Source organism: Actinoalloteichus sp. AHMU CJ021 (assembly GCF_002895405.1).
In the GTDB taxonomy this organism is placed as follows: Bacteria; Actinomycetota; Actinomycetes; order Mycobacteriales; family Pseudonocardiaceae; genus Actinoalloteichus_B; species Actinoalloteichus_B caeruleus.
This window is the reverse complement of record NZ_CP025990.1, coordinates 2,115,751-2,140,930: the sequence shown is the minus strand read 5'-3', so window position 1 is coordinate 2,140,930 and position 25,180 is coordinate 2,115,751. Positions and strand designations below refer to the sequence as shown.

Sequence of the window (25,180 nt, the reverse complement as noted above, 5' to 3'; positions counted from 1 at the left end):
ACGATCCTCCCGCACCCGGATGGCCGGGACCGCCCCGCCAGCGGGGCCAGCCGCCCGCCGGGGACGCGGCCAGGGGCTGGGCCGGCACGCCCACCTCGGGCGCTGGCAGGGTGGGGGCATGTCTGCCACCACGGACACCGGCGGGCGCGCCGAGCGCGGCGACACCTCCTGGCACCCGGGCTCCGCCGGCGGGCCGTCGCGGTTGCCAGCCGGGCAGGGCCGGGCGACCTCGGCGGTGCGCACCGGGTCGTCGTACCGGGAGCACCCCGCCACCTCGCTGTGGCCGGGGCTGGCCGTGCGGTGGACCCAACGGGTCCCGGACGGCACACGCCACCACCAGCTCGTCCTGCCGGACGGGGCCGCCGACGTCGTGGTGTGGGACAGCGGCGTGGTCGAGCTGGTCGGCCCCACCATGGCACCGGTCGTGGTGGGCCTGGCGGGCGGGTCCCGGTGTCGTGCGATCCGCGTCCGGCCCGGGGCGCTGTCAGCGGTGTTCGGTGTCCCGGCGTCCCTGCTGCGTGACGAGGTCCTCCCCCTGGACGCGGTGCTCTCCCCCGCCGCCGCGCGGGAACTCACCGGGCTGGCCCTCGGGGAGCCGGGGGCGGCCGGTGCGACCCGCACGAGGTGGGCCTGTTCCGCTCCCGATCCGAGGGTGCGCCGAACGGTGGACCGGCTGGCGCGGGACCCGGCGGCCCGGGTCGAACGGATGGCCGCCGACCTGGGGGTGTCCGGTCGGCAGCTCCGCCGCCTGGTGCTCGCGCACGCGGGCCTCGGGCCGAAGGAGCTGCACCGCACGTTCCGCCTGCACCGGTTCCTCCGCCTCGCGGAGTCGCCGCACCGCCAACGGAGGTCCCTGGCCGGGCTGGCCGGGGAGGCGGGGTACGCGGACCAGGCGCACCTCTCCCGGGAGGTGCGGGCGCTGTCCGCCCTCAGCCCCGGCGACCTGCTCCGCCACCGGGCGGGCGAGGACGGTGTGACCGGTGCGGGGTGACGTCGGCGGAACGGTTCGGACCGGGGGAGGCCGTCGTGGCGGACCGGCCTCACGGATCCCGGTCCGCCGCCGAGGCCGCCGGTCCCACCAGGAGCGCGAGGCCACCAGCCCAGCCCATCGCCGTCGCCGTCCGGTACTGCCGCCGATCCTCCGGGGACACCTCCAACGCCGTCAGTCCGCTCTCCACCACCCGGACCAGCGTCGAGGTGGGTGACCGGGCCTCCAGTCGCACGGTGACGGTGGCCAGCCCGCCCGGCTGGGGTGGGCGTTCGGGAAGCGTCGAGCACCGGTAGCGGAGGAGCGTCGGCGGGTCGAACTCCTCCACGACCCCGAGGTACCCGCCGTGCTCACGCCGGCGGTACTCGACCAGGCCGCCCGCCCTGCCGTCCAGGGCCGCGCCGTCGAAGGCGTACCAGACCCGAGGGTGGTCCGGCCGCGTCACCAGTCGCCAGGCTCGTGGCGGCGGCACGTCGAGCACGACCTCCTGCCGCACGCTGCCCTCGTCCACCCTCGCCCCGCTCGTCCCTCGGTGTTCCCGCTCCATGACCGCATCCGGAGCACGAGGCCCGGAGCGGGAACGACGTCGCGTCGGCGCGGGTCAGGCCGACGGGACGGCTGCCGCCGCCCGGTCGCCGCACCCGGGGCGCCACCACCACACCGCGTGCCCACGTCCCCGCGGGCAGACTCGACGGCGACAGCGGGACGTTCGGCGACCGCCGCCGTTCCCACCCCGGCCCCACTCGGGGCGGTCCGCGCGGTCCGCCCGGGAGCGACATGCGAGCCGTCCAGGACGCGGTCCGAGCGTTGACCGCGAGGAACTTCACCCACGTTCGGCTGCCCGCGCGTGGCCGGACCGCGCGCGCCGAGCTCTTCGCCCGCGACCACGGGCTCCACATCGACCTGCTCAGGGTCACGGGATTGGCGGATGCCCACGCGGCGAGGATGGTGGCCGGCCCCAGCGGCCCCGGGAACGCCACCCTGCTGTGGGCGGCGGAGGGAGGGTTCGTCGAGGTGGTCGTCGAGTTGCTCTCCCTGCCCGAACCGGGTGAGCCGGGGGCGCCGACGTCGCCAAGCTACCGGGTGGTGCGTCCCCGGTACCTGTGGACCCGCCCGCCGTCGGGCCGCACCGGTGCGACGCCGCTCTGGTCGCCCAACTGATCAGGGCGGCGGGCCGCCCGAACCAGGCGACGCGGCTCCCCTCAGTCCTCCACCAGGGCCGCGCTGGTGATGCGGTGCAGCGGGTACCGGCAGGCGGCCTGGTCCTGGTCGAAGCCCTCCACGTACCCGCCGCCGATGCGGACGGGGCGCACCACCCGCTGGGTGGCGGTGCCGTGCGAGTCGACGAAGCCGATCCAGATGCTGCGCCCGGCGCGGACGGCCTGGTGCAACAGGCTGAGCGCCGCCGACGAGCTGGTCCCGTTCCCGACGCCCGAGGAGGCCGTGCGACCCCGTTGGGCCGCTCCGGCGCGGTCGCCCGCCCGGAGGTGCGCGACCAGCTCGAGCACCCGCTCCTCACCGAGGGCGCCGGTCGGCACGGTCCGCCGGCCCGGAGCGGCGCGCCGGGCCGTGCGGCGTCCGGGGGGTCGCAGATCGAGCAGCTGCCCGCCGGTGTCCTCGGCGGCCGGGGCGAACCCCGCCGCCCGCAACTCGGCGAGGACGTCACCGAGGGGTAGCGGGCTGATCGCCACCGTGGGGGCGATCCGGCGCAACCCGAGGTCGGTCGTCCTGGGACTGCTCAGCACCTCGGCGAGCAGGACGGGGTCCTCGCAGCGGACGAAGCACTCCGCCGTGCCGACCCTGAGCAGCCCGTGCCGCCGCGCCACGTCGTCGAGGAGGTAGGACAGCGACTGGGGGACGGGCGTCCTGGACCGGGTGCGGAAGAAGTCGTGCAGCTCGGCCGCGGTGTGACCGGCGTCGAGAGCTCGGCGCACCGTGCTCTCGGTGACCCGGTAGACGGTGGCCCCTCCCGCGGACTCCACGTCCGCGACCAGCCCCATCATGTCGCTGAGCCCGGGTTCGAGTGGGCCGGGGGCGACGACGGTCAGGTCGGCCTGGACCAGCACGTGGTCCACCGGCGGGGGCATCGCTGCCCCCATCAGGCGGGTCGGCTCGTCCTCCGGAGGCGCACCGCTCGCCTCGGCGAGCAGCGCCCTGCCCGCCGTGGAGAGCCCGCCCAACGCCAGCACGCCGAGCGAGGTCGCCTCCTCGACGGTCCACCGGGCCAGCTGGTCCCGGAGCCGTCCGCCGCGGCGGGGGGCCCGCCAGGCGAGGACCGCGACGGCCCGTTCCTGGTCGCGGACCACCGTGCCCGGGGCCAGCCCGGCGAAGAGATCCAGCACGCGGACCCGTTCCAGGGGGGCCTGCGGGAAGCGCAGGTCGTCGGAGAGCGGGCCGAGCGCGCGGTCGCGCTCGTCGCGCGCACCCGTCCGCCCGGGGAGGCGGGGGAGGTGGAGCCACGCCCTGGCCAACGCCCCCCAGCGCAGCTCGGGGGGCGCGCTCAGCCACTGGTCCGCCGTTGTGCTGAGCAGCCAGTCGCCCGACTCCTCCCCGCTGGCCGCGACCAGCCCCGCGCCCACCGCCAGCTCCACCAGCAGGGCGGCGTGCCCCTCGGCGCAGTCCACGGCCTTCGCGACCCGTTTGAGCTCCCGGACCGCCAACCCGCCGGACTTCAGGATGGGCGGGGGGTCGGCCGACCACAGGCGCAGCACCGCCTCCACCTGCCGGCCCAGTTCCATCGCCGCGCCGGCGGCGGTGGCGTCGACGAGTGCGGCGTCACGGGGGGCGGTGTCCAGGACCGGTGGGGTGCCGCGGAAGCCCGGGAGCGGGTCGGAACCGCGCAGGGCCAGCCCGACCTCCCTGGGCAGTTCGACGGTCTCGCTGTCCCGCCGCACCAGCAGCCCCGCCGCCAGCAGGCGTTGCACGGGCGTCCGGGGTGGTGTCGGCACCGGGCTGCCCGCCTCCCGGGTGGCCCCGACCGGCGGGCCCGCGGCGAGGGTGTCGAGCAGCCGGCGTTCCGGTTCGCCCAGTTCCGCCACCCTGGCGAGCGGGTCGACCCCGGCCAGGTCGGGGACCGACCTGCCCAGCCCGGCCGGGTAGGGGCCCAGAACCTCGCGGAGGCTGGGGACGACGGCGAGCTCAGCCCCGTCGCCCACGGTCCACACCAGCGCGCGGTGCGTGAGCGTGGTGAGCGAGTCGCGCAGCGGTTCGGCGGGTACCGCGTCGCCCAGCAGCCGGTCGAGCTCCGACCGGGAGGCGGGCCGACGGTCGGCGTCGAGGACCAGCAGGGCGGTGAGGATGTCCAGGCAACGGGCGTCGAGGTCATCGCAGGCCCGGGCGACGGACACCCGGACTCCGACGCGGGTGGCCAGGACCGAGCTGTCCGCGGGGGGCGGGGTGGCCACGTCAGGGCGCGCCCGCAGCAGGGCCGCGAGCGTGCCGTCGTCCTGGTCACGCAGCCAGTCCGCGAGTGAGGTGCCGGGCATCGGCGTCCACGTTAGCCCGTATCGGGCACACTGATGAGCAGCACCCGCCGCCCGTGGGGCCGTCAGGCGGCCGTCCGCCGGGTGCGAGACGACCCGTTGCGATCAGGAGGAGCCGTGGCCAAGCCTGTGCCGAGTGACCGGATGGAACCGACGTGGCCGGACGTCCACGAGGGCAAGTACGCGGTGAGCGAGCTGGCCGCCCCCGTGGCCGGGGCGCTGTCCCCCTTCGGTGAGGTGGAGTTCCCGCTGCCCCAGGACAAGCTGCCCTACCGGCACCCCGTCACCAGGATCAACAGGTGATGAACGTCAGACTGTGACGCCTCCGGGCGGCGCGCTCGCCCCGCGCCGCCTCCGGGGGCGCGCACGCCGCCCCAACTGCGGCTTCCTCCTCCGCCGGGCTGCTCCACCCCTGATCGCCACGCGAGCGCTGTGAACTACGCTGTCCCAACGCTATCGCGCCTGAACAGGTGAAACAGGGAGGACACGATGCCGGTTCCCGGCCCCGGCTACGCGATCACCGTCCGCGTGGAGGCTCCGCCGTCCGCGAGCGCCGCGGGTGATCTCACCAGCGCGGTCGGCAGGGTCGGCGGTGTGATCACCGCCTTCGACATCGTCGAGTCCCACACCGACCGGATCGTCGTCGACATCACCTGCAACACGACCTCGACCGAGCACGTCAACGACATCACCCAGGAGCTCGGTTCGCTGCCCGGCGTGACGGTCAGGAAGGTCTCCGACCGGACGTTCCTGGTGCACCTCGGCGGGAAGCTGGAGGTGCACTCCAAGGTCGCGCTGCGGAACCGGGACGACCTCTCCCGCGCCTACACGCCGGGCGTGGCCCGGATCTGCCAGGCGATCGCGGCCAACCCCGACGACGCCCGCCGGTTGACCATCAAGCGGAACACCGTCGCCGTGGTGACCGACGGTTCCGCGGTCCTGGGCCTGGGCAACATCGGTCCCGCCGCCGCGCTGCCGGTGATGGAGGGCAAGGCGGCGCTGTTCAAGAAGTTCGCCGACGTCGACGCCTGGCCCATCTGCCTGGACACCCAGGACACCGAGGAGATCATCCGCACGGTGGAGCTCCTCGCGCCGGTCTACGGCGGCATCAACCTGGAGGACATCGCCGCGCCGCGCTGCTTCGAGATCGAGCACCGGCTGCGCGAGAAGTTGGACATCCCGGTCTTCCACGACGACCAGCACGGCACCGCGATCGTGGTGATCGCCGCTCTCCGCAACGCCCTGCGGGTCGTCGGCAAGGAACTCGAGAACTGCCGGGTGGCCGTGTGCGGCGTCGGGGCCGCCGGGTCGGCCATCATCCGACTGCTGCTGCGCACCGCCCCCGCGGACGTCCTCGCCGTGGACGTGGACGGCATCGTCCACACCGGTAGGTCGGACATGGACCCCAACATGAAGTGGATCGCCGAGCACACCAACAAGGAGGGCGTGACCGGGTCCCTGCACGACGCGCTCGTGGGAGCCGACGTCTTCATCGGGGTGTCCGCGCCCAACCTCTTCGGCGCCGAGCAGGTCCGGACGATGGCCGACGACGCGATCGTCTTCGCCCTCGCCAACCCGGACCCCGAGATCGACCCGCTCGAGGCGCAGCAGCACGCCGCCGTGGTCGCGACGGGCCGCAGCGACTACCCGAACCAGATCAACAACGTGCTGGCCTTCCCCGGGGTCTTCCGGGGCCTGCTCGACGCGCAGGCCCACGAGATCACCGACGACATGCTGGTCGCCGCGGCGAGCGCCGTGGCCGACGTGGTGGACGGCGAGCGGCTGAACGCCTCGTTCATCGTGCCGAGCGTGTTCGACACGGCCGTCGCGCCGGCGGTGGCGGAGGCGGTCCGCGCCGCGGCCGAGCGGTCCCGGGAGGGCTGAGGGTCCCGGGGCGAAAACGGGATGACATCCGCCGCCCCGGTGGCGCAGGCTACGGCCGCGCCCCGGCGAAGGGGGCGTGGACTCCGACGGCGGAAGGTGCCCTCCACCATGTCATCCGGTTCCACCTCCGGGAACACCCCGGTGTCCGTACGCCTCGCGGTGGCCGAGGACGTCCCGGCGATCGGCCGCGTGCTCGCCTCGGCCTTCTCCGACTACCCGTTCCTCCGGCACACCGTCGCCGCCGACGACCACGCCGAGCGGGTGCGCCGGGGCCAGGAGCTGATGGTGGGGCGCATCGCGCTGCCCCACGGCCGCGTCTGGCTGGCCGAGTCCGGTGGGAGTGTCGTCGGTGCCGCGGCGTGGACGACGCCGGACACCGACGTCGAGGCGGCCTTCGGCCCGGTGGCGGCCGAGGTGGGCGAACTGGCGGGTGACCGGGCCGCGATCGCCGCCTCCGTGGAGGAGGCACTCACCCCGCACCGCCCCACCGAGCCCGTCTGGTTCCTGGCGACCATCGGGATCGACCCGAGCTGGCAGGGGCGGGGCGTGGGTGGCGCGCTCCTCCGGCCGGGACTGGCGGCCGCCGAGGAGGCGGGCTCAGACGCGTTCCTGGAGACCTCCGACGAGCGCAACGTCCGCTTCTACCAGCGGCACGGCTTCCGGGTGGTCGCCGAGGTGGACCTGCCCTCCGGTGGCCCGCGCACCTGGGCGATGCGGCGGGTGCCCGCCGGCTGACCTGGGGCGCGCCGGCGCACCTCCCACCGCCTAGGATCATGCGTCATGGACCAGCGTGCCCGGCTCTCCCACGTCGACGACACCGGTGCGGCCCGGATGGTGGACGTGTCGGAGAAGGCGGTGACGGCCCGCGTCGCGGTCGCCAGCGGTGTCCTGCGCACCACCCGGGAGGTGGTGGACCTGATCGCGGAGGGCGGTTTGCCCAAGGGTGACGCGCTGGCGACGGCGCGACTGGCCGGGATCATGGGCGCGAAGCGGACGCCCGACCTGGTGCCGCTGTGCCACCCCCTCGCGCTGTCCGGTGTCGAGGTCGACCTCCGTCCGGACGAGGACAGCGTGGCCATCACCGCCACCGTCCGGACCACGGACCGGACCGGGGTGGAGATGGAGGCGTTGACCGCGGTCACGGTCGCGGGACTCACGCTGCACGACATGGTGAAGGCCGTCGACCCGGCCGCGGTCCTCGACGGTGTCCGGGTGGAGAGCAAGGACGGGGGCAGGACGGGCTCATGGACACGGCCGACCGACCGGAACTGACGTCCGACCCGGGCGAGGCCAGGGTCATCACCGCGTCGAACCGCGCCGCCGCCGGCGTCTACCCGGATCGCACCGGGCCCCTGGTCGTCGACTGGCTCCGGCAGCGGGGGTTCCGGGTCCCCGACGCGGTCGTCGTCCCCGACGGGGCACCGGTGGCGGAGGAACTCCGACGGGCGCTCGAGGACCGCGTCTCGGTCGTGCTGACCACCGGGGGCACGGGGATCAGCCCGACCGACCGCACGCCCGACGTGACCCGGCCGTTGTTGGACCGGGAACTCCCCGGGCTCGCCGACGCGATCCGGCGGTCCGGGCTGCCCGCCGTTCCCACGGCCGTTCTCTCCCGCGCCCTCGCTGGCACCGCCGGTGCCACCCTCGTGGTGAACCTGCCCGGGTCGACAGGCGGGGTGCGCGACGGTCTCGCCGTCCTGGACGGGGTGTTCGCCCACGCCCTCGACCAGATCGCCGGTGGCGACCACCCCCCGGCCGTGCCCTCGGAGCCCTCGGGTGGCGCGGCGGACGAACAGCCGGCCGGGCCGGCAGCGTCGGGAACCGCGTCGCCGGCGACGGGGACGCCCGCGCGCCCCACCTCGGCACCGGGGCCGGAGATCCCCCTCGTGTCCGTCACGACGGGTCCGCTGAGCCTGGCGGACCACGCCTCGGCCGTGTCGCGCCGGCAGGCCGGTGCGGTGGTCACCTTCTCCGGGGAGGTCCGTGACCACGACCACGGGCGGGCTGTTCGGGACCTGGAGTACGTCGCGCACCCGAGCGCGGAACAGGTGCTGCGGGAGGTGGCCGAGGACGTGGCGGGCCGTATGCCCGGCCTGCGGGCCCTCGCCGTCAGCCACCGGGCGGGGTGGCTCGCCATCGGGGAGTGCGCCCTGGCCTGCGCCGTGGCCGCCGACCACCGGGCCGAGGCGTTCGCGGCCTGCGCCGAACTCGTCGACGAGGTCAAGCGGCGGCTCCCGGTGTGGAAGCGGCAGCGGTTCGCGGACGGTAGCGAGGAATGGGTGAACTGCCCGTGAGCGGTGGCCGCCCACCCGCGCATCCGGTGCGACATCCGTTGGGCGGCTGAGGGCGCGACCGAGGGCGATCCACCGTATCGCCCCCCTCCTGACGTGCGAATATCCACCATCGGATACGGAACTGGGCCGAGGGGCGGGGCGTCGGAGACGGTGACGGCCCCGTCGCCGGCAGCGCGGTGTCGACACCCGGTCCGAGGCCGGGGTGCCGGTGCGGGGCTTCCCCCGTCCCGCGACACCAGGAGGCCGCCATGGCCGGTTCGGGCTACGAGCTCGACGATCCGGACACCCTGATCACCCAGGGCCCCACCCTGCTGAACTCCCTCGCCGAGGACGCGAACACGGCATCCGAGTACGCCATGGAGCACATCATGGTCAAGTCGGAGGAGTTGGGCCTGGTCTACGGCTCCCTCGTCGAGTTCTGCACCCAGGTCGCCACGGCGATCTCCGGGAACGCGCTGGTGCTGCGCTCCCGGATGGAGGAGTCGGCGACGGCGATGAAGGCGGCGGGCGAGGACTACGCCGGGTTGGAGGAGTCCGAGGCCGCCAGGATCGACGCGACCTACTCGCCCGAGCACTCGTTCGACCAGGACTGACGGCTTCCGGCCCGGAAGGAGTTCGACGCATGGCAGCCAGCAGTCCCGCCGAGGTGCTCACCGCGCCGGAGGCGGAGGAGGTGATGCCGACGTGGGCCGAGAAGGTCCTCGGGTTCACCGACTGGTTCAGCATCACCCACTACATCAGGATGGGGTGCAAGGAGCTACTCGGAGTCGACCCCGTCACGGAGCTCGGCGAGAAGATCGTCGGGAACTGGGAGGAGGTCGGGAAGGCCGAGGCGGCGCTGAACAACCTCGCCGAGTTCCACGGCGCCTACGCCGACCAGCTGGCGGACCTGGTGCCCGGTCTCGCCTGGGAGGGCAACGCCGCGTCGGCGGCCGACGACTACTTCGGCAGGGTGGCCGAGGCCCTGCGGGAGCAGCGGACGGTGATAGCGGAGGCCGCGGAGGGCTTCGGAGAGCTCAAGCGCGCCATCTACTTCCAGTTGAAGGCGCTGGAGAACATCATCTCGGCGCTGGTCGACCTGGTCATCGAGCTGATCTTCGAGGCGTTGGGCGGAGCCACCGGACTGTTCACGGCGGGCACGACCACGGCGGTCGCGATCGCCGCCGCCGTCTACACCATCGGCAAGGCCCTGGCGAAGTGGGCGCAGGCCATCGAGGCCATCGGCCTGATGATCACGGCGGTGTACGCGCTGACCGGGATCGTCCAGGGGCTGACCGCCTCCCTGAACCTCGAGGAGACCGTCCCGCTGCCCGGGGCGGGCTACACGCACCCAGGAGGGAGCTGACGTGTCGACCACCGGTGGGAATCCCGAGTCCCGGGAACCGATGCTGGACATCGCGGGAGGAGACGAGGCCCGTTCGCGGCGCATCCTGCGTTCGGTGCGAGCGGCGCGGGACCGCGCGCGGGACCCCGAGCTGCGGGCGTTGCTCGACGATGTCGCCAACGGGCGGCGGGGGGCTCGGGACCTGTTGCGCGAACCCGCGTTCGCCAGGGCCGCCGCCCCGGCGCTGGTCAACCTCGCCGACGCCTACCGAGGGCTGAGTGAGGAGGAGCGGGCCGAGGCGGCCGAGGAGGGCCGGCGTCAGGAGGAGGAGGTCCAGGCGGAGGTGGACGCCGAGCGGCGGGCCGCGATGTTCGGGCCCCCGCCGAGCTCTCGGGGCCGCCGCCGCGACGACGAGGACGACGACGAGGACTTCGAGACGCGCGGCTATCTGCGTTGAGCGGCTGGCCGCGTCGAGCGGCCGCTGGCTGGGCGACGGGCCGGGGGAGCCGGTCCGGGGCACCGGCCGGTCCCGCGTCGTCACGTCCCGACACGCGAACGCCGAGGTCCCACCGCCCGGGGGAAAGCGGTGGGACCTCGGCGTGGGTTCGCGGTCGTCAGGAACCGTTCACCAGGATGACCTGACCGGTGTAGATCAGGTCGGCGTCGTTGATGACGTCCTCGTTGTCCTCGTGGATGCGCTGCCACGTGGTGCCGTGCTCAGCCGCGATCTTGGACAGCGTGTCGCCGGCCTCGACGGTGTAGTTGCCCTCGGGGTGGTTCTGGATGTCCGCGGGCTGGGCCGGGGCCGGGGCGGGGGCGGGGGCCTCCGCCGCGACGGGCTCGGGGGCGGGCTCCGGCGCGGGAGCCGGCTCCTCGGCGGCGACGGGCTCGGGGGCGGGCTCAGGAGCGGCGACGGGCGCGCCCTCCTGCAGGTGCCAGCCGGTCTTGGCGCTGCAGGCCGGCCAGGCGTTGGGGCCCTGGACCGCGAGCACCCGCTCGGCGACCGCGATCTGCTGCTCACGGGTCGCCTGGTGAGCCATCGGCGCGTACTCGGTGCCGCCGAACTCGACCCAGGTGGTCGGGGAGAACTGCACACCGCCGTAGTAGCCGTTGCCGGTGTTGATGCTCCAGTCTCCGCTGCTCTCGCACTGCGCGAGCGTGTCCCAGTCAGCGGCCTGCGCGGTTCCGGCCATGGCCAGCGGGGCACCGACGATGGCGCCGGCGACGGCGATCCGGGCGAAGGTGCGGCTGGAAGCGGAAGCCTTGCGGTGCTTGCCTTGGTAGCGAGACATGTCCCTCTCTCCTACCCGCGCCTGCTGGAATCCGGTCCCGCTCGTGGCGGGGCGGCTCCCTGTCCGGCCTGGCGCTGGATGCGCCCTGGCTTTCTGAGTCCCTGTCCGGCTCTGTGGTTCGGGGGTGGGGAGCCCGCTGGACAGGGTTCGGCGCGGCGGACTCCTCGGTTGTCATGGCCGTTCGGGGCGACCGAGAGGCGACGCTACGTAAGCGCCGGACAAATCCCAAACCCTATCAATGGTGACGCTCGTCACAGTAACACGGAGGGGTGTTCATCGATGCGGCCATCGTGCCTGGTCAGCGGGCCGTTATCCCCCCGTGTCCATCCTGATATCGATCACGGCGCGTGAGTCCTGGCTCACGTTCCTTGCTCACGGTAGGCGATTGGGCGATCGACGGATGGTGATTACCCCCAAAGGGGTGAGGATGTGAAGTTCTTGTAGGGGAACGCTGGATGCGGAGGGTCAACGACTCGTTCAACCACCGGCGAACGGCGGGAGGACGTCCAGCTCGCTCCCGGCCGTGATCGGCGTGTTCCGGTCACGCACCGCTACACCGTCGAGGAGGAAGCTGCACCCGCGCAGCACCCGGCCCAGGCGCTCCCCGTGCCGGTCGCTCACCATCGCCAGCACCGCCGCCACCGTGGGCTCGCCGTCCGGGAGCGGCAGGGACTCCTGGCCCGTGCCGGCGGCCGCCCCGGCGCCCGCGAAGTACCGCACGACGATGCGGTTCCCGGCCTCGGGCGGCGACGTTTCGTGGCTCATCCTCCGCATCCTTCCTGGTGCTCCCTCCTCCGCCGCCTCGAGGTCCGCCGAGGGGGGCGCGCGGCGGGGGCGCGCTCCTCATCCGTCGAGCAGGTGGCCGATCCGGCGCACGTGCTCCTCCACCCGGGTCTCGGGGATCCGGCCCGCGAGCAGCAGGGAGACGAGGCCGTGGCAACAGGCCCAGAAGAACTCGGTCACTCCGTCCGCGTCCTCCGACTGGTGTCCCCGTGCGACGAGCTCCCGCAGGGTGAGGAACGTCCGCCGGAGTTCCTCCGGGGTGTCGGCGGTCGCGAAGACCAGGCTCGTGGGCGCACCGAACATCACCTCGTACAGGCGGGGGCGGCGGCGGCCGAACTCGACGTAACGGCGGCACAGCCCCTCGAAGGGGCGGGCGCCCCCGGTGCGCGCGACGCTCTCGATCTCGCCGGTGAGGGTGTCGAAGCCCCGCCGGGCGATCGCCGCGACGAGGTCGTCCCGGCTGGCGAAGTGTTGGTAGATGACGGGTTGGCTGTAGTCGATCGACCGGGCGACCCGACGGGTCGTCACCGCCTCCCAACCCTCGCCTTCGGCGATCGCCAGGGCGACGTCCATGATCTCGTGACGGCGAGCGAGCCGGCGGCGCTCCCTCGGGTCCGTCGGGGGCGGGTGCTCCTGGCCCGTCATGCGGCGCTCACCAGGAAGCCAGCGGCGATGAGCATCAACACGGCCGTCGCCCCATGGATCCCGTAGGCGGCGCTCCGGCGCCCGTCGGCGCGGAGCACCGTCACCGCGTCACCGATGGGAACGATGGTGAAGGCGGCGACGGTCCACCCCAGGGTGGCGGCCGGGGCGGTGAACAGCACCGTGAAGGCGACGACCCCGGTGGCGAGGTCGCGTACGCCCTTGAGGCGCAGCCAGGCCACGTCCCTGCCCTCCGGGACGGAGGGCAGGCCGAAGCTGGCCGCCATCGGGCGGGGCGCCAGGAGGTAGAGGACGCCGATCGTGAGGATGGCGAGTCCCGCGAGGGTGGCGATGGTGACACCAGCGGTGGCCACGCGGCTCCGATCTTTCGCTGAAAGGGAATCTGTCGATGACAGTACCACGTGCCGCCGCCCGGCCGAGGATTTCCAGGCGCCCCCAGTGCCCCCAGCGCCCCCAGCGCCCTCGCGCCTTCAGCGCCCTCGCGCCCTCAGCGCCCTCGGCGGGCGACTGGCGGCGGGTCCCGACGCCGGACGTCGTCCCCTGGCGGCCCGGACGTGCCGTCGGTGACGCGCTGCCGGTCGACTGGTCAGGGGAGCGCCGGTGGGGACTCGGCCCGCTCCCCGTGCCCGGCCACCTCGCAGGGAGCCGGGCGCTGGTCGCGAACGCGTTCCAGGACGAAGTCGGCCCGCTCGGCGGGCGTCCCCCTCGGGACGAGCACCGTCTCGTAGCCGAGTTCGCGGTACACCGCCAGCATCACCTCGCAGGTCCGTTCCGCCTCCGCGTGGTCCTGCCTCCGCTCCGCGTCGTGGTGGAAGATCTCCGGCCAGTACGGGGTCACGAACACCAGGCGGTGGTAGGGGACCTCCCGCGCCGCCCGCTGGACGTGCGGCGGCACCCTCGCACCGGACAGCCGCAGGTAGCCGAGGACGTCCGGCGTGCCCCGGTCGAAGAAGACCGGTCCCGCCTCCTCGGCGGCGGCGCGGTACGAGCGGAGCTCCCAGCAGAGCATCAGCTCGGCGAACAGCGCGGGGTCCGCCCAGGGCAGTGCCGGTCCGCCCACCAGCACCTGGTCCTGGATGATCCCGCGCCCGGCCTCTCGTGTCACCGCCATCCCTCGGGCCGCCAGCTCGTCGAGGATCGTCGTCTTGCCCGACCCCGGCCCCCCGGTCAGGACGAAGAACCGTTCGTCGGGCGCTCCCCGCCCCGGGACACCTGTCGTGCTCCGCACTTCCTGTCCTCTCCTCCTCGGGGGCGAACGTCCTCGCCCGTCCCCCGCTCTTCCCGTCCGAGCGGCACGCTGGTGCCAGACGCGGCCGCGGGCGCCCTCCGCCCGCGCGTGCGTCCCGCCCGCGCGTCGCCGGCACTGCCGCTCAGGAGCGGAGGTGACAAGCACGGGAAACGGGAGACGGGAACACGGTGGAGCCCGCGCCGGGCCGTCATCCCCGACGGGCGTGGAGACGGCTCAGCCGCCGATGGCGCTCATCGGGCGCTGGGGCTGGACGAAGTCCTCGTCGTCGATCCCGTGGCCGGCGGGCTTCCCCCACATCGCCTCGCGCCAGGCCGCGGCGATGCCGTCGTCGTCGGCCCCCGCCCGGACCAGTGCCCGCAGATCAGTCTCCTCCTGGGAGAACAGGCACGACCGGAGCTGCCCGTCGGCCGTGAGCCTGGTGCGGTCGCACGCCCCGCAGAACGGTCGGGTGACGGACGCGATGACGCCCACGGTGCCGGGACCGCCGTCCACGAGCCACCGCTCGGCGGGCGTGGAACCCCGGTCGTCGGTGGCCGGCGTGAGCCGGACCGACTCGGAGAGCAGCTCCAGGATGCGGTCGGCCGTCACCATCGCCGACCGGTCCCACCCGTGCTGCGCGTCGAGCGGCATCTGTTCGATGAAGCGGGGCTCGTACCCGTGGGCGAGGCAGAACCGGACCAACTCGACCGCCTCGTGCTCGTTGACCCCGGGGAGCAGGACCGCGTTGACCTTGACCGGACGCAGTCCGGCCTCCGCCGCCGAGGCGAGGCCGTCCAGGACGTCGGCGAGCCGGTCCCGCCGGGTGATGCGCCGGAACGTCTCCGGCCGCACCGAGTCGAGCGACACGTTCACCCGGTCCAGGCCGGCGGCGGCCAGCGCGGCCGCCCGGGACCGCAGCGAGATGCCGTTCGTCGTCAACGAGATCCCCGGCCTCGGACTCAGCGCGGCGGCGGCCGCCACGATCTCCTCCAGGTCCGGGCGCAGGAGGGGCTCCCCTCCGGTGAACCTCAGCTCCGTGACCCCGAGGCGCTCCACCGCGATCCGGACCAGCCGGACCACCTCCCGCGTGGTGAGCAGCTCCCGGGCGGGCAGCCAGTCCAGCCCCTCCGCCGGCATGCAGTAGTGGCAGCGCAGGTTGCACTTGTCGATCAGTGAGACCCGCAGGTCGGTGGCGACCCGTTGGTAACGGTCCACGAGTTCTGGTGTCCCGGGCCGGGGTGGCAGGTCCCGGGACCGGGGGACCCTCGGCATGCCCAGATCAACCGCCGTCATCTGTCCCAGCCTAGAGTGCGGCGGCGAAGCCGCCCGGGGAGCGGGCACCCGGAGCTGGGGCGGAGGGGTCGATCCGACGGGCGGTGGCCCGCCGGTTTACCATCCGCGGGTCAGCCGCCCGGTCGAGGACCGCCCACCGGGGACGGCCAGGAACACGCAGGCGAGGTGCCCATGTCCGAGCGCGCCGGGCGAGCGGCCAGGCTCGCGGAGCTGAGCCGCGAACTCGGAGCGGCGACCGCCCTGCTCCACGGTCGGCTCGCCGAACGACTCGGCCTGTCGCCGACCGCCTACAAGTGCCTCGACCTCGTCAGCCGCGCACCGGTACCCCTCAGCGCCGGGGAGATCGCCGAGGGAGTCGGGTTGTCCACGGGCGCGGTCACCGGTCTGCTCGACCGCCTCGAGGAAGCGGGGTACGTCGTCCGCGTCCCCGACCCGGACGACAGGAGGCGGGTCCGGGTCCGGCTCGCGCCCTCGCCGGTGCCCTCCGGGACCGTCGAGGCACTCGTCCCGTTCACCGAGGAGCTGGTCGCCGAGTACGGGGACGAGGAACTGGCGGTGATCGAGGACTACTGCCTGCGGATGATCGGCGCCGTCCGGGAGGCCATCGACGCCGGCGACGAGCGGGGCCTCGGCGCGCCGCGCGGCGGTGTGCCACGGCGGCCGGTCGGCCGCCGAGTAGTGTCGCGCCGTGCCGCTCTACCGCATCTCCGAGGCAGCCGGGCTCCTGGGGGTCAGTGACGACACCGTCCGCCGCTGGCTCGACTCCGGGCAGCTCGCCGGTGAGGTCGACGCCGCGGGTCGCAAGGTGGTGGACGGCGCGGTGCTCGCCGCCTTCGCGGGTTCCACGGCCCGCGCGGTGCCCGATCCCTCCGCCGTGGGTCGCTCGGCCCGCAACCGGTTCGTCGGCCTGGTCACCGACGTCGTCGCCGACACCGTGATGGCCAAGGTGGAGCTGGTGTGCGGGCCGCACCGGGTGGTGTCGCTGATGAGCACGGAGGCGGTCCGCGAGCTGGGGCTGGAACCCGGGGTGCTCGCCGTCGCCGTCGTCAAGTCGACCCACGTGGTGGTGGAGACGCCGCGGCCCCCGACGTGACCTCCGGCCGGAGAGCGCCGATCCCGGCGGACCGGCGGACCGGACGAGTCGGACACACCGGTAGCGCTGACGGTGCCTCCCGTTGCAGCATGTTTCGGTGAGCGAGGCAGCGAGCGTCCCCGAGTCCGTCCCGTCCGAGGAGCCGGCCTGGTCGTACCTGTTCGACATGGACGGCGTGCTGGTGCACGAGGAGCACCCGGTCCCGGGAGCCGGTGAGCTGCTCGCCGAGCTCACCGAGCGCGGGATCAGGTTCATGGTGCTCACCAACAACTCGATCCACACCCCCCGCGACCTCCGGGCCCGGCTGCTCGGCAACGGTCTCGACGTCCCCGAGGACGCGATCTGGACCTCCGCCCTGGCCACCGCGCAGTTCCTGGACGCCCAGCGGCCGGGCGGGTCCGCCTACGTGATCGGCGAGGCCGGGTTGACCACGGCCCTGCACAAGGTCGGGTACGTGCTCACCGACCGCGATCCCGACTACGTGGTGCTCGGGGAGACCAGGACCTACAGCTTCACCGCGATCACCAGGGCGGTGCGCCTGTTGGAGGCGGGTGCGAAGTTCATCGCGACCAACCCCGACTCGACCGGCCCGAGCCGGGAGGGGTCGCTGCCCGCGACCGGTGCCGTCGCGGCGCTGATGGAGCGGGCCAGCGGGCGGGCCCCCTACTACGTGGGCAAGCCCAACCCGCTGATGATGCGGTCCGCCCTGCGCGCACTGGGCACCCACTCGCAGAACACGTTGATGATCGGTGACCGGATGGACACCGACGTCCGGTCGGGCCTGGAGGCGGGCATGCCCACCATCCTCGTCCTCTCCGGGATCTCGGGCCGGGACACCGCCGAGGCCTACCCCTACCGACCGACCCGCATCATCGACACGGTGGCGGACCTGGTCGGCAGGTCGGCGGACCCGTTCCCCGGGTGACGGTCGCGGTCCTGGGGCCCGTGGGCGCTGGCCCGGCCCGGCCGGCGGTCAGGCGTACAGCGAGCCGCGGAGCACGGTGACCGCGCGGCCGCCGAGCCGGACCCGCTCACCCTCGAGCTCCAGGCGCACCCGCCCGCCCCGGGCGGAGACCTGCTCACCGAGCAGGGACGAGCGTCCCAGCCGCTCCGACCACCACCCGGCGAGGACGCAGTGCGCCGAGCCGGTCACCGGGTCCTCGGGGATCCCCTGTTTGGGGTAGAAGCACCGGCTCACGAAGTCGGCTTCGCCGGCCGTCTCCTCGGCAGTGAAGATCACCCCACGCCCCGGCAGGGACGCCAGCGCGGCGAGGTCCGGGCGCAGGGCGCGGACCTCGGCCGGCGACGCGACCTCCACCAGCAGGTCCTCCCGGCCCATGCCGATCCCGGTCACGGTGACCTCGGGGAGGCCGGTGGGCGGAACTCCGTCCACCCTGCTCGGCGGGTCGGCGGGGAAGTCCATCTCCACCCAGCCCCCACCCGTGGAGACGCAGCGCAGCTCGCCGCTGCGGGTGGTGAAGCGCTGGCTGCCACCGAGCACGTGAGCGGCGGCCAGTGTGGCGTGCCCGCACAGGTCCACCTCCGTCTCGGGGGTGAACCACCGCAGCGGGAGGGCTTCGTCCTGGTCCTCGGCCCCGATCTGCACGAAGGCCGTCTCCGAGTGCTTCAGTTCGGCGGCCACCGCCTGCATCCACTCCGGGTCCCGGAACCCGGGGAGGAGGACCACTCCGGCGGGATTACCGCTGAACGCTCGGTCACTGAAGGCGTCCACGAGGTATACGTCAACCGACATGGCGAGACCCTAGCGGGCCGACGCGCACCGGGTGGTCCTTTCGCGCGCAACTGGTTGGCAGTTCACGGCAGGTGGTTCCCGGTACGCCCAGTTCGCGAGGGGAGCACCCGCCGCGAGCGGGTCAGTTGCTCGCTCCACCCAGGTGGGAGGCCCGGGGGCCGCCCGGTTTGGCGATGCCCCTGGCCGGCCGGCGGCGCTGCGCGTGGGCGGACAGGTGCGGGGCGAGCAGGGTCGCCGCGATGGCCGTGACGGAGTCCGCGGCCTCGGCTGGACTGGAGCTGGGCAGCAACAGGTGGCTCAGCGTCAACCGGACGATGCTCTCGGCGTAGAAGACGGTGGCGGAGGGAGGCATCCTCGGCAGCTGCTGGCGGAGGTGCTTGCTGATCAGCTCCACGGCGGCCCGCAGCGTGACGCGGTCCGGCGCGTGGAGGAACGGGAAGAGGGCGGTGGCGTTGATCCCGGTGAGGATGGACGTCAACAGCGGGTCCTCGACCGTGCGGTCCAGCGTGTGCCGGACGGCGGCCTTCACCCCCGCCACGGGGTCGTCCGAGGCGGCGAGTACGGCGCCGACACCGTCGAGGTAGGCGTGCGCCCTGCTCAGGGCCACCGCGTGGGCGAGGGTTTCCTTGCCGCCGAACTCGTTGTAGACGGTCTGCCTGCTCACCCCCGCCGTCGCGGCGACGTCGCTCATCCGCAACTTGTGGAACCCGCGTTCGGTGAGGAGCTCGACCGCCCCCGCCAACAGGGTGTCCCGGAGCGACATCTTGACCCGAACGGGCAACCGGGTGGCCGAGTCCACGGAGATCATTCTTCCGGACAGCGCTTCGATGTCAATCGACCGGCGGAGTCGACGCCGACCACCCAGCCCGGGGCCGGAGGGAGCCGAGCTCCCCGGAGGGCAGGGCCCGGCCGGGACCGGCTCCGGTCATCGGGCGGACCGGCGGGTCCGCCGGGCCTGGAACAGCACCGCCACGACGCCGACCGCGAGGCCGACCGGGGTGAGCAGCGTCCCGACGTTCAGCCACACCGGCTGGTCCTGGTAGCCGAGGCCGTACCCGGCGAAGGTGCCCAGCACCGCCAGCAGGCCCACCGCGAACAGCACGAACGCTATCGGCAGGGCGATGCTCCGGGAGGACTTCGACGACATGAGGCTCACCTTACGCCGCGCCACGGGGCGGCCGGTAGCGAGGCGACCGCCGTCACCGGGGGAGGGGCGGGGGCAGTCGGGACCCAGGACGGCGGAACGGGCTCGACGTACCCCTTACGCTGGAGGGAGACGCGTCCTGGCTTGGGACCATGACGGCGGCGTACCGGTCGGTGCGATCCGCCATGATGCCTGGGTCCGGGCGCGTTCGTCGTGCCGGGGGAGACGAACCCAGTGCACCGGAACGACATCCATCGACGACAGGGAACGGTGAGGACAGTGCCGAGCGGCAGGGTCAAGTGGTACGACGCGGAGAAGGGCTTCGGCTTCGTGACCCAGGACGGGGGCGAGGACGTCTACGTTCGCGCGTCCGCCCTCCCGCCGGGGGTGGAGGCGCTCAAGACCGGCCAGCGGGTGGAGTTCGGCATGGCCGAGGGCCGCCGAGGTCCGCAGGCGCTGTCGGTCAAGCTGCTCGACGCGCCCCCTTCGGTGGCCGAGGCGCGGCGGCGTCCCGCCGAGGAGCTGCACGGCCTCATCGAGGACATGATCAAGCTGCTGGAGGCGAAGGTCCAGCCGGAGCTGCGCCGGGGCCGCTACCCGGACCGGCGGAACACCAAGCGGATCGCCGAGGTGGTGCGGGCGGTCGCCCGCGAACTGGAGCCCTGACGCCGTCCCGGCGGAGCCCGGTGCCGGTCGCGTGGCCGAGGGGGCGCCACCCGCCGGAACGGGTACCGCTGGTTCGGGGCGCGGCCTCGCCGCCGGCGGGACACGGGTGAGCCGGTGGACGTCCCCCGGTGCGAGGGCAGGCGGTGTCCTCGTCAGCCGGTCGGCCTCGTCGCCGGCCACCCCCCCGTCAGCGGTCGTCCACCGAGAGCACCCAGGTGCCGCGCGTGATGAATCCGACGCCCCCCTCGGGGTCCTCGACCAGCACCGCGCTGAACTCCTGGATCTCCACGGTCTCCAGTTGGGCCGCGTCATCGGGGAGCCGCAGCGTGTACGCCTGGCGTTCCCCTGGCGGGAAAACGGGGCTGCGGGCCTCCACCTCCTCGCCGTCCTCCCGGTAGCGGAAGGTCACCTGCCACGGGGCGTCCCCCACCTCGCCGGGCACCGACACCTGGAGCGGGTACCCCGGCGGTACCCGCAGCTCCGCCACCGCCTCCGGGTCGACCGAGCACTCCTCGATCAGCACGTCGCAGTGCTGGGCGGGTCCGGTCCGGGCCGTCTCGCCCGCCGCGTAGAAGGAGACGGCCGGCACCGTCGGACTCGCGCAGCCCGCGACGGCGAGCCCTGCCAGTCCTGCGGCCCCCACGGCGCGGAGCCGCCGTCCCGTTCGTCCGCCGCCTCGCCCGGCCCGTGTCCTCAGCTCCCTGATGCGCACGGCTGGAGCTTACGGTGCGGTTCCGGGCGGACCGCCCACCCGGCGGGGGCGGGGGCCACCGGGAACCCGTCGATCAGCCGTCGCCTCCGGGGCCGGCTCGACCCGGCGGCGTCCCCGCCTCGTTCGCCGGAGGGGGGTGGTCCGGCCCGGCGCCGGACCCGGGGCCCACCGGTGGACCGGCGGCCAGGAACGGCAGCGGGCTCCGCCCCCGTCCGATCAGGATGGTCTGGGTGAGCCCGACCGCCACGAGGACCGACAGCACCGCGAACCCGACCCAGTAGGTGGGCGGCAACAGCAGCCCCAGCGCGCCACCGGACACCCAGCTCAGCTGGAGCACGGTCTCCGACCGCCCGAACGCCGACGCCCGGGCCTCCTCCGGTAGCTCCCGTTGCAGCAGCGAGTCCAGGCTGACCTTCGCCAGCGCGCTGGCTGTCGCTCCGACGAGGGCGACCAGCAGGGCGGTGGGGTAGCCGGCGGCGATCGCCGCGAGCGCGGTGCTGGCCAGCGCGGCGCCCACCACACCGATGACCACCTGGTCGGGTCGGCTCATCCGGATCCGGCTGCCCACGGCGTTGCCCAGCAGGTTGCCCAGGCCGGCCGCTCCCGCGAGGAGCGCCAGCATGAGCACGTGCATCCCCGCGGTGTCGTCCGTCGCCTGGATGGCGAAGGCGGCGAAGAACGTCAGGAAGCCGGTCAACAGGCGCGCGGTCCCGGCGCCCCAGAGACCCAGCACCACCAGGCGGCCCAGGGGCTGTCGCGCACCGCCCGGCCGGGCGCCGAGGGTGGCCCGCACCTCCCCGTCGGTGTTCTCCACCCAGGCGGGGACGCGGAGGCACAGCGCCGTCCCCCCGACCGCGAGCAGCGCGGCCCACCAGAGCGCCCCGCCGGAGCCGAACAGCGCGACCAGTCCGGTGGCCAGCGCACCGGCGACCGCTCCGGCCGCCAACCCGAAGATCGTCAGGCGGGAGTTGGTGCGCACCAGGGAGACCTCGGCGGGGAGGACCCGGGGCGTCACCGCTCCCCGGAGCACGCCGAACGACTTGGACATGATCACGCAGCCCAACGCGGCCGGGTACAGCACCCAGCCGTCGGGGTTCAGGGCGATCACCACGACGAGCAGGGCCCGGGCCGCGAAGGACGCCCCCAGCGCGTACCGCCTGCCCTGCTGGATCCGGTCCAGTGCCGGCCCGACCACCGGAGCGACCACCGCGAACGGGGCCACCGTGATCAGCAGGTAGAGGGCCACCATGCCCCTGCTCTCGCCGGGGGCCGCCGAGAAGAACAAGGTGTTGGCCAGCGCGACCGCGATGGCGGCGTCCACGGCGACGTTCGCCATCACCGCGTAGGTGAGGCGGTCCAGCCCCGTCCGCGCCGCCCCGTCGGCGTGCGCGGCCCGCCAGAAGAGGTCCACCGCGTGCAGGGAGAGCTGACGGGCCCGGTACAGGGCGACCCGGGTCACGGTGAGCTTCCTCGGCGGCGGTCCGCCGTCGCGGAGCGGGCGGGTGTCACCACCCCGCCGGCCATCCCGCTCGGGTCCGGAGCCGGGTGGCGGTGGTGGGGTGAGGCGCCGCGTGGGGTCCTCGTCCCTGGTTCCGGCCCCCTCCGCCGCCGGATCACCCGGTGCGGGCGGGTTCGGCTGAGCCCGTGGGTGCTCCTCCGCTGGCCGGGGGCCGCCCCACCCCGGGTGCCGCACCGGCGCGGTGTGCCGTTCGGTCGGCCCGCCGTGGAGTCCCTGGTCCGGCGCGCGTGCGGGGCGGTCGACCGGTGGGGGGATGGAGGGCTGGTCGGTCCACCCCCGCCGTGGCCGACGTCCCCACCGGGTGCGGGCCCCGTGCGGGGAGTCCTGTTCCGGGGGCGGTGGTGGTGGCGGAACGTGCTGTTCACCAACCCAACGACGCTTGCGCCCCAACCCTCCCGACCTCCTCGCGTGTCGGAGTTCCGGTGGCGGGAACGACTCCCACCGAAACCCATCCTGCACCAGGACGACGCACGACGGGGGCGGTACCGCCGTCGCGGTCGGCCGGGGTCGTCCCCGTCGCCGCGAGGGAGGGGAGATCCGTGCCTGGAGTCCACCCGCGCGGTCCGCACGGCTCGGTGTGGAGCGGCCGGTGTGGCCTCTGCGAGGTGCCGCCGTGGACGTCCGAGCTCAGAGCAGCGTGCCGATCAGCCGGCCCAGCGCCACGGGGTCCTCGGCGTGGGCGAGGTGCCCGTGTCCGGGGAGGAGGGTGGTGCGCGACAGCGGCAGCAGGTCGGCGACCCGCTCGAAGGCGTCGCCGTAGGGCGGGCGCCCCCTGCTGTGCTCACCGAGGACGAGGTCGGCGGCGAGGCCGGACCAGGCGGCGTCGGGGCGGAACCGGTTCAGCGCGGCGTGTTCCTCGGGAAGGGGAGCGGCGAGTTCCCGGAGCCGTGCCCAGGCCGGCGTGCCGCGCAGGGCCGCCACCCGCTCGCGCGGTAGGCGCGCGATGTCCACGTTGACGATCTCCACCCTGGTGTCGAGGTCGGCGCCGCGCAGCGCGGGCAGGACGTGCTCGGCGAAGGGCGCGAGCACCGGTTCGTAGGCCACGACGCCGAGGACCCGGTCGTCGAGCGCCGCCGCCTCCAGGGCGATGGTGGCTCCGTAGCTCCACCCCACGAGCCGAACCGGGCTCGCCAGCTCGTCGACCCAGGCGAGGAGGTCGGCCACCTCGGTGCGCGTGGAGTAGTCCTCCCCGAGCGGTCCGCTGCGGCCACGCCCACGCCGGTCGAGGACGAGCGTGGGCTCGGGACGGCCGAACGCCCCGGCCACGGGGAGGAAGTCGCGGGCCTCGGCCAGCACCCCCGGGACGACGACGAGGGGCGGCCCTTGCCCGGCCCGCCACCGGCCGTGGAGCCGCGCTCCGGCGCGGTGGACGAGACGGGACTCCCAGCGCATCGGCCCTCCAATTCTGGAGTGGTCATTCCAGAATTGGAGGGTAGTCGGCGCCCTCGCTCCGCTCAAGCAGAATCCCGGGCATGGGCACACCGGGACGCGGGCGACGACGCGGCTTCGACCGGGACGAGGCGCTGCTGACCGCCACCCGGTTGTTCTGGGAACGCGGCTACGACGGCACCTCCCTCGCCGACCTGACGGGCGCGATGGGGATCTCCCCGTCCAGCTTCTACGCGGCCTTCGGCGACAAACGCACGGTGTTCGCCGAGGCCGTCCTCGGGTACATGCGGCGTTACACGGCCATCTACGTCGACGCGGCCGGTGAGCCCACCGCGCGCGCGGCGGTGGAACGGCTGCTCCGGGACTCCGTGGACGAGTTCACCGACGAGGACCGGCCGATGGGCTGCCTCACCGTCAGCGCCGCCATGACCGGCGGCGCCGACACCATCGACGTGCGCAGGACCCTGGAGGAACAGCAGGTCGCCCTGACCGCCGTCGTCCGGGAACGCATCGAGCGGGACCTGGCCTCCGGCGCGCTGGGCGCCGAGGTGGACCCCGAGGCCTGGACGGAGTGGGTGCGGGTGGTCTGGGAGGGCCTGTCCAACCAGGCGAACGCGGGCACCCCACGGGAACGGCTGCACGAGGTCGTCACGCTCGCCCTGCGTGCCTGGCCGAGCTGACGGAGCGGGAGGGGCGGGGAGGGGGGAACCACCGGTGGCGGGGGCACTCGCCTGCCTCAGCCGTCGACGAACCGCACCCGGAACATCGACGGCCACAGCTTCCCCGTGATCAGGAACTCGTCGGTCCCCGGCAGCGCCGCGATCCCGTTCAACACGTCCACGCCCGCCTGCTCCTCCGGAGGTAGGAGGCCGGAGGCGTCCACGACGTCGGTGACAGCGCCCGTCCCCGGGTCGATGCGGAGGATGTCCTCGCTGAACCAGACGTTCGCCCAGACCCCGCCGTCGACGCACTCCAACTCGTTGAGGTTCCGCTGCGGTGCCCCCGCGTTCGTGACCGCCACCGAGCCGAGTTCGGCGAAGGTCTCCGGGTCGCGGAAGGTCAGGACGTCGGTGCCGTCGCTCATCACGAGCCGATCACCGTCGTGGCAGATCCCCCAGCCCTCCCCGGCGTACTCGACGCGGTCCAGCTCCCGCAGGGTGTGCCGGTCCCGGAGCAACGCGGTGCCGTCCTGCCACGTGAGCTGCCACAACCGGTCGTCCACCACCGTGATGCCCTCGCCGAACAGCGGTGGCGGCAGGTCCTCGTGGGCCAGTCGTTCGCCGGTGCCCAGATCGGTGGCGCGGACCCAGGACGACCCGACCCGCCCGGTCGCCTCGTAGAGCACGCCGTCGGCGACCTCCAGCCCCTGGGTGAACGCGGTGACGTCGTGGGGCAGGACTTCGATGACGTCGACGGCCAGCCGCTGTGGGACGCTGCCACCGTGCGTGACGTCCTGCTCGGCCTGGTTGACAAAGTCCTCGGAGGAACCCGCGTCCTGCTCTTCGGCAGGCGGGAAGCAGGCGGCGAGGACGAGCACGGGGGCGACGAGCAGGCCGAGGACGGCTCGGCGCGGGCGGGCGCCACGACCGACCCGTCCGGGGCCGAGGGGCCGCGCACGGGGGATCGGGCGAAAGCGCACCATGACACCCTGGCACGGGAGCGGGGAGATCAAA

The 25,180-nt window shown here is 74.0% G+C and carries 30 protein-coding genes; 15 read left to right on the top strand and 15 right to left on the bottom strand.

Annotated elements, in window-relative coordinates; all coding sequences use genetic code 11:
- Positions 1–118: 118 nt before the first annotated feature.
- Positions 119–991, top strand: coding sequence for a helix-turn-helix domain-containing protein (locus C1701_RS08925; protein ID WP_051313381.1), 873 nt, complete (start codon positions 119–121; stop codon positions 989–991).
- 49 nt (positions 992–1,040) lie between these two features.
- Here the strand turns inward: C1701_RS08925 and C1701_RS08920 are convergent, their stop codons facing one another.
- Positions 1,041–1,535 carry an SRPBCC family protein gene (locus tag C1701_RS08920; RefSeq protein WP_081715218.1) on the bottom strand — a complete coding sequence of 165 codons (495 nt, stop codon included), beginning with the start codon at positions 1,533–1,535 and terminating at the stop codon, positions 1,041–1,043.
- 230 nt (positions 1,536–1,765) lie between these two features.
- On the opposite strand from C1701_RS08920, the gene C1701_RS08915 reads away from it, so the two are divergent.
- A complete protein-coding gene (locus C1701_RS08915) occupies positions 1,766–2,149 on the top strand; it encodes a hypothetical protein (RefSeq protein ID WP_026417531.1) in 384 nt (127 codons plus the stop codon).
- Positions 2,150–2,190: 41 nt separating this feature from the next.
- Here C1701_RS08915 and C1701_RS08910 read toward each other — a convergent pair whose 3' ends face one another.
- Entirely contained in the window at positions 2,191–4,473 is a 2,283-nt protein-coding gene (locus C1701_RS08910) for a helicase-associated domain-containing protein (protein ID WP_026417530.1), read from the bottom strand.
- Positions 4,474–4,587: 114 nt separating this feature from the next.
- On the opposite strand from C1701_RS08910, the gene C1701_RS27270 reads away from it, so the two are divergent.
- From C1701_RS27270 to C1701_RS08875, 8 genes are all read left to right on the top strand, one after another.
- A complete protein-coding gene (locus C1701_RS27270; protein ID WP_026417529.1) occupies positions 4,588–4,773 on the top strand; it encodes a hypothetical protein in 186 nt (61 codons plus the stop codon).
- A 186-nt stretch (positions 4,774–4,959) separates the two neighbouring features.
- Complete coding sequence (locus tag C1701_RS08905) at positions 4,960–6,354, top strand: NAD-dependent malic enzyme (RefSeq protein ID WP_026417528.1); 1,395 nt, start codon at positions 4,960–4,962, stop codon at positions 6,352–6,354.
- Positions 6,355–6,462: 108 nt separating this feature from the next.
- A complete protein-coding gene (locus C1701_RS08900; protein ID WP_030105179.1) occupies positions 6,463–7,089 on the top strand; it encodes a GNAT family N-acetyltransferase in 627 nt (208 codons plus the stop codon).
- Between the two features lie 45 nt (positions 7,090–7,134).
- The gene (gene moaC, locus C1701_RS08895) at positions 7,135–7,626 is read left to right on the top strand and encodes a cyclic pyranopterin monophosphate synthase MoaC (protein WP_026417526.1); all 492 of its coding nucleotides are present in this window, start codon (positions 7,135–7,137) and stop codon (positions 7,624–7,626) included.
- A complete protein-coding gene (locus C1701_RS08890) occupies positions 7,599–8,648 on the top strand; it encodes a molybdenum cofactor biosynthesis protein MoaE (RefSeq protein WP_051313377.1) in 1,050 nt (349 codons plus the stop codon). Before moaC ends, C1701_RS08890 begins: the two co-directional genes overlap by 28 nt.
- Before the next feature lie 248 nt (positions 8,649–8,896).
- Positions 8,897–9,241 (top strand): hypothetical protein, encoded by a 345-nt coding sequence (locus tag C1701_RS08885; RefSeq protein ID WP_026417524.1) that lies wholly within the window; start codon positions 8,897–8,899, stop codon positions 9,239–9,241.
- A 29-nt stretch (positions 9,242–9,270) separates the two neighbouring features.
- Positions 9,271–9,993, top strand: a complete 723-nt coding sequence (locus C1701_RS08880) for a hypothetical protein (protein ID WP_026417523.1) — start codon at positions 9,271–9,273, stop codon at positions 9,991–9,993.
- A gap of 1 nt (position 9,994) precedes the next feature.
- Complete coding sequence (locus C1701_RS08875) at positions 9,995–10,429, top strand: hypothetical protein (RefSeq protein ID WP_026417522.1); 435 nt, start codon at positions 9,995–9,997, stop codon at positions 10,427–10,429.
- A 157-nt stretch (positions 10,430–10,586) separates the two neighbouring features.
- Here the strand turns inward: C1701_RS08875 and C1701_RS08870 are convergent, their stop codons facing one another.
- The 6 genes from C1701_RS08870 to moaA all read right to left on the bottom strand — a co-directional run bounded on the left by C1701_RS08870 (position 10,587) and on the right by moaA (position 15,231).
- A complete protein-coding gene (locus C1701_RS08870; RefSeq protein WP_026417521.1) occupies positions 10,587–11,264 on the bottom strand; it encodes a LysM peptidoglycan-binding domain-containing protein in 678 nt (225 codons plus the stop codon).
- Between the two features lie 477 nt (positions 11,265–11,741).
- Positions 11,742–12,029: a MoaD/ThiS family protein gene (locus tag C1701_RS08865; RefSeq protein ID WP_051313375.1), complete on the bottom strand. Its 288-nt coding sequence runs from the start codon at positions 12,027–12,029 to the stop codon at positions 11,742–11,744.
- Positions 12,030–12,107: 78 nt separating this feature from the next.
- On the bottom strand, positions 12,108–12,692 hold the full coding sequence (locus C1701_RS08860) for a TetR/AcrR family transcriptional regulator (protein WP_030104329.1): 585 nt from the start codon (positions 12,690–12,692) through the stop codon (positions 12,108–12,110).
- On the bottom strand, positions 12,689–13,063 hold the full coding sequence (locus tag C1701_RS08855) for a DUF4267 domain-containing protein (protein WP_026417518.1): 375 nt from the start codon (positions 13,061–13,063) through the stop codon (positions 12,689–12,691). Before C1701_RS08855 ends, C1701_RS08860 begins: the two co-directional genes overlap by 4 nt.
- Before the next feature lie 233 nt (positions 13,064–13,296).
- Entirely contained in the window at positions 13,297–13,938 is a 642-nt protein-coding gene (locus C1701_RS08850) for an AAA family ATPase (protein ID WP_081893356.1), read from the bottom strand.
- 234 nt (positions 13,939–14,172) lie between these two features.
- Complete coding sequence (moaA, locus tag C1701_RS08845) at positions 14,173–15,231, bottom strand: GTP 3',8-cyclase MoaA (protein WP_081715216.1); 1,059 nt, start codon at positions 15,229–15,231, stop codon at positions 14,173–14,175.
- A 171-nt stretch (positions 15,232–15,402) separates the two neighbouring features.
- Between moaA and C1701_RS08840 the strand changes: the two genes are divergently transcribed.
- The 3 genes from C1701_RS08840 to C1701_RS08830 all read left to right on the top strand — a co-directional run bounded on the left by C1701_RS08840 (position 15,403) and on the right by C1701_RS08830 (position 17,249).
- A complete protein-coding gene (locus tag C1701_RS08840) occupies positions 15,403–15,969 on the top strand; it encodes a MarR family transcriptional regulator (RefSeq protein WP_051313373.1) in 567 nt (188 codons plus the stop codon).
- Complete coding sequence (locus C1701_RS08835; RefSeq protein ID WP_026417516.1) at positions 15,920–16,324, top strand: TOBE domain-containing protein; 405 nt, start codon at positions 15,920–15,922, stop codon at positions 16,322–16,324. The genes C1701_RS08840 and C1701_RS08835 overlap by 50 nt, the downstream gene beginning before the upstream one ends.
- 166 nt (positions 16,325–16,490) lie before the next feature.
- Positions 16,491–17,249 (top strand): HAD-IIA family hydrolase, encoded by a 759-nt coding sequence (locus C1701_RS08830; RefSeq protein WP_211237461.1) that lies wholly within the window; start codon positions 16,491–16,493, stop codon positions 17,247–17,249.
- A gap of 48 nt (positions 17,250–17,297) precedes the next feature.
- Here the strand turns inward: C1701_RS08830 and C1701_RS08825 are convergent, their stop codons facing one another.
- The 3 genes from C1701_RS08825 to C1701_RS08815 form a co-directional block, all read right to left on the bottom strand.
- Positions 17,298–18,077 carry a PhzF family phenazine biosynthesis protein gene (locus tag C1701_RS08825; protein ID WP_026417514.1) on the bottom strand — a complete coding sequence of 260 codons (780 nt, stop codon included), beginning with the start codon at positions 18,075–18,077 and terminating at the stop codon, positions 17,298–17,300.
- 121 nt (positions 18,078–18,198) lie between these two features.
- On the bottom strand, positions 18,199–18,876 hold the full coding sequence (locus C1701_RS08820; protein WP_162147267.1) for a TetR/AcrR family transcriptional regulator: 678 nt from the start codon (positions 18,874–18,876) through the stop codon (positions 18,199–18,201).
- 126 nt (positions 18,877–19,002) lie between these two features.
- Positions 19,003–19,224 (bottom strand): hypothetical protein, encoded by a 222-nt coding sequence (locus tag C1701_RS08815; RefSeq protein WP_026417513.1) that lies wholly within the window; start codon positions 19,222–19,224, stop codon positions 19,003–19,005.
- 276 nt (positions 19,225–19,500) lie between these two features.
- On the opposite strand from C1701_RS08815, the gene C1701_RS08810 reads away from it, so the two are divergent.
- Positions 19,501–19,887, top strand: a complete 387-nt coding sequence (locus C1701_RS08810) for a cold-shock protein (RefSeq protein ID WP_016700119.1) — start codon at positions 19,501–19,503, stop codon at positions 19,885–19,887.
- A gap of 187 nt (positions 19,888–20,074) precedes the next feature.
- Here C1701_RS08810 and C1701_RS08805 read toward each other — a convergent pair whose 3' ends face one another.
- The 3 genes from C1701_RS08805 to C1701_RS08795 all read right to left on the bottom strand — a co-directional run bounded on the left by C1701_RS08805 (position 20,075) and on the right by C1701_RS08795 (position 23,510).
- Positions 20,075–20,599, bottom strand: a complete 525-nt coding sequence (locus C1701_RS08805; RefSeq protein ID WP_245588682.1) for a DUF2771 family protein — start codon at positions 20,597–20,599, stop codon at positions 20,075–20,077.
- Positions 20,600–20,672: 73 nt separating this feature from the next.
- On the bottom strand, positions 20,673–22,058 hold the full coding sequence (locus C1701_RS08800) for an MFS transporter (protein ID WP_035291399.1): 1,386 nt from the start codon (positions 22,056–22,058) through the stop codon (positions 20,673–20,675).
- 687 nt (positions 22,059–22,745) lie between these two features.
- The gene (locus C1701_RS08795; protein ID WP_026417511.1) at positions 22,746–23,510 is read right to left on the bottom strand and encodes an alpha/beta fold hydrolase; all 765 of its coding nucleotides are present in this window, start codon (positions 23,508–23,510) and stop codon (positions 22,746–22,748) included.
- A gap of 80 nt (positions 23,511–23,590) precedes the next feature.
- On the opposite strand from C1701_RS08795, the gene C1701_RS08790 reads away from it, so the two are divergent.
- Positions 23,591–24,187: a TetR/AcrR family transcriptional regulator gene (locus C1701_RS08790; RefSeq protein WP_026417510.1), complete on the top strand. Its 597-nt coding sequence runs from the start codon at positions 23,591–23,593 to the stop codon at positions 24,185–24,187.
- 56 nt (positions 24,188–24,243) lie between these two features.
- Here the strand turns inward: C1701_RS08790 and C1701_RS08785 are convergent, their stop codons facing one another.
- Positions 24,244–25,149 (bottom strand): glutaminyl-peptide cyclotransferase, encoded by a 906-nt coding sequence (locus tag C1701_RS08785; protein ID WP_103055795.1) that lies wholly within the window; start codon positions 25,147–25,149, stop codon positions 24,244–24,246.
- Positions 25,150–25,180 lie beyond the last annotated feature (31 nt).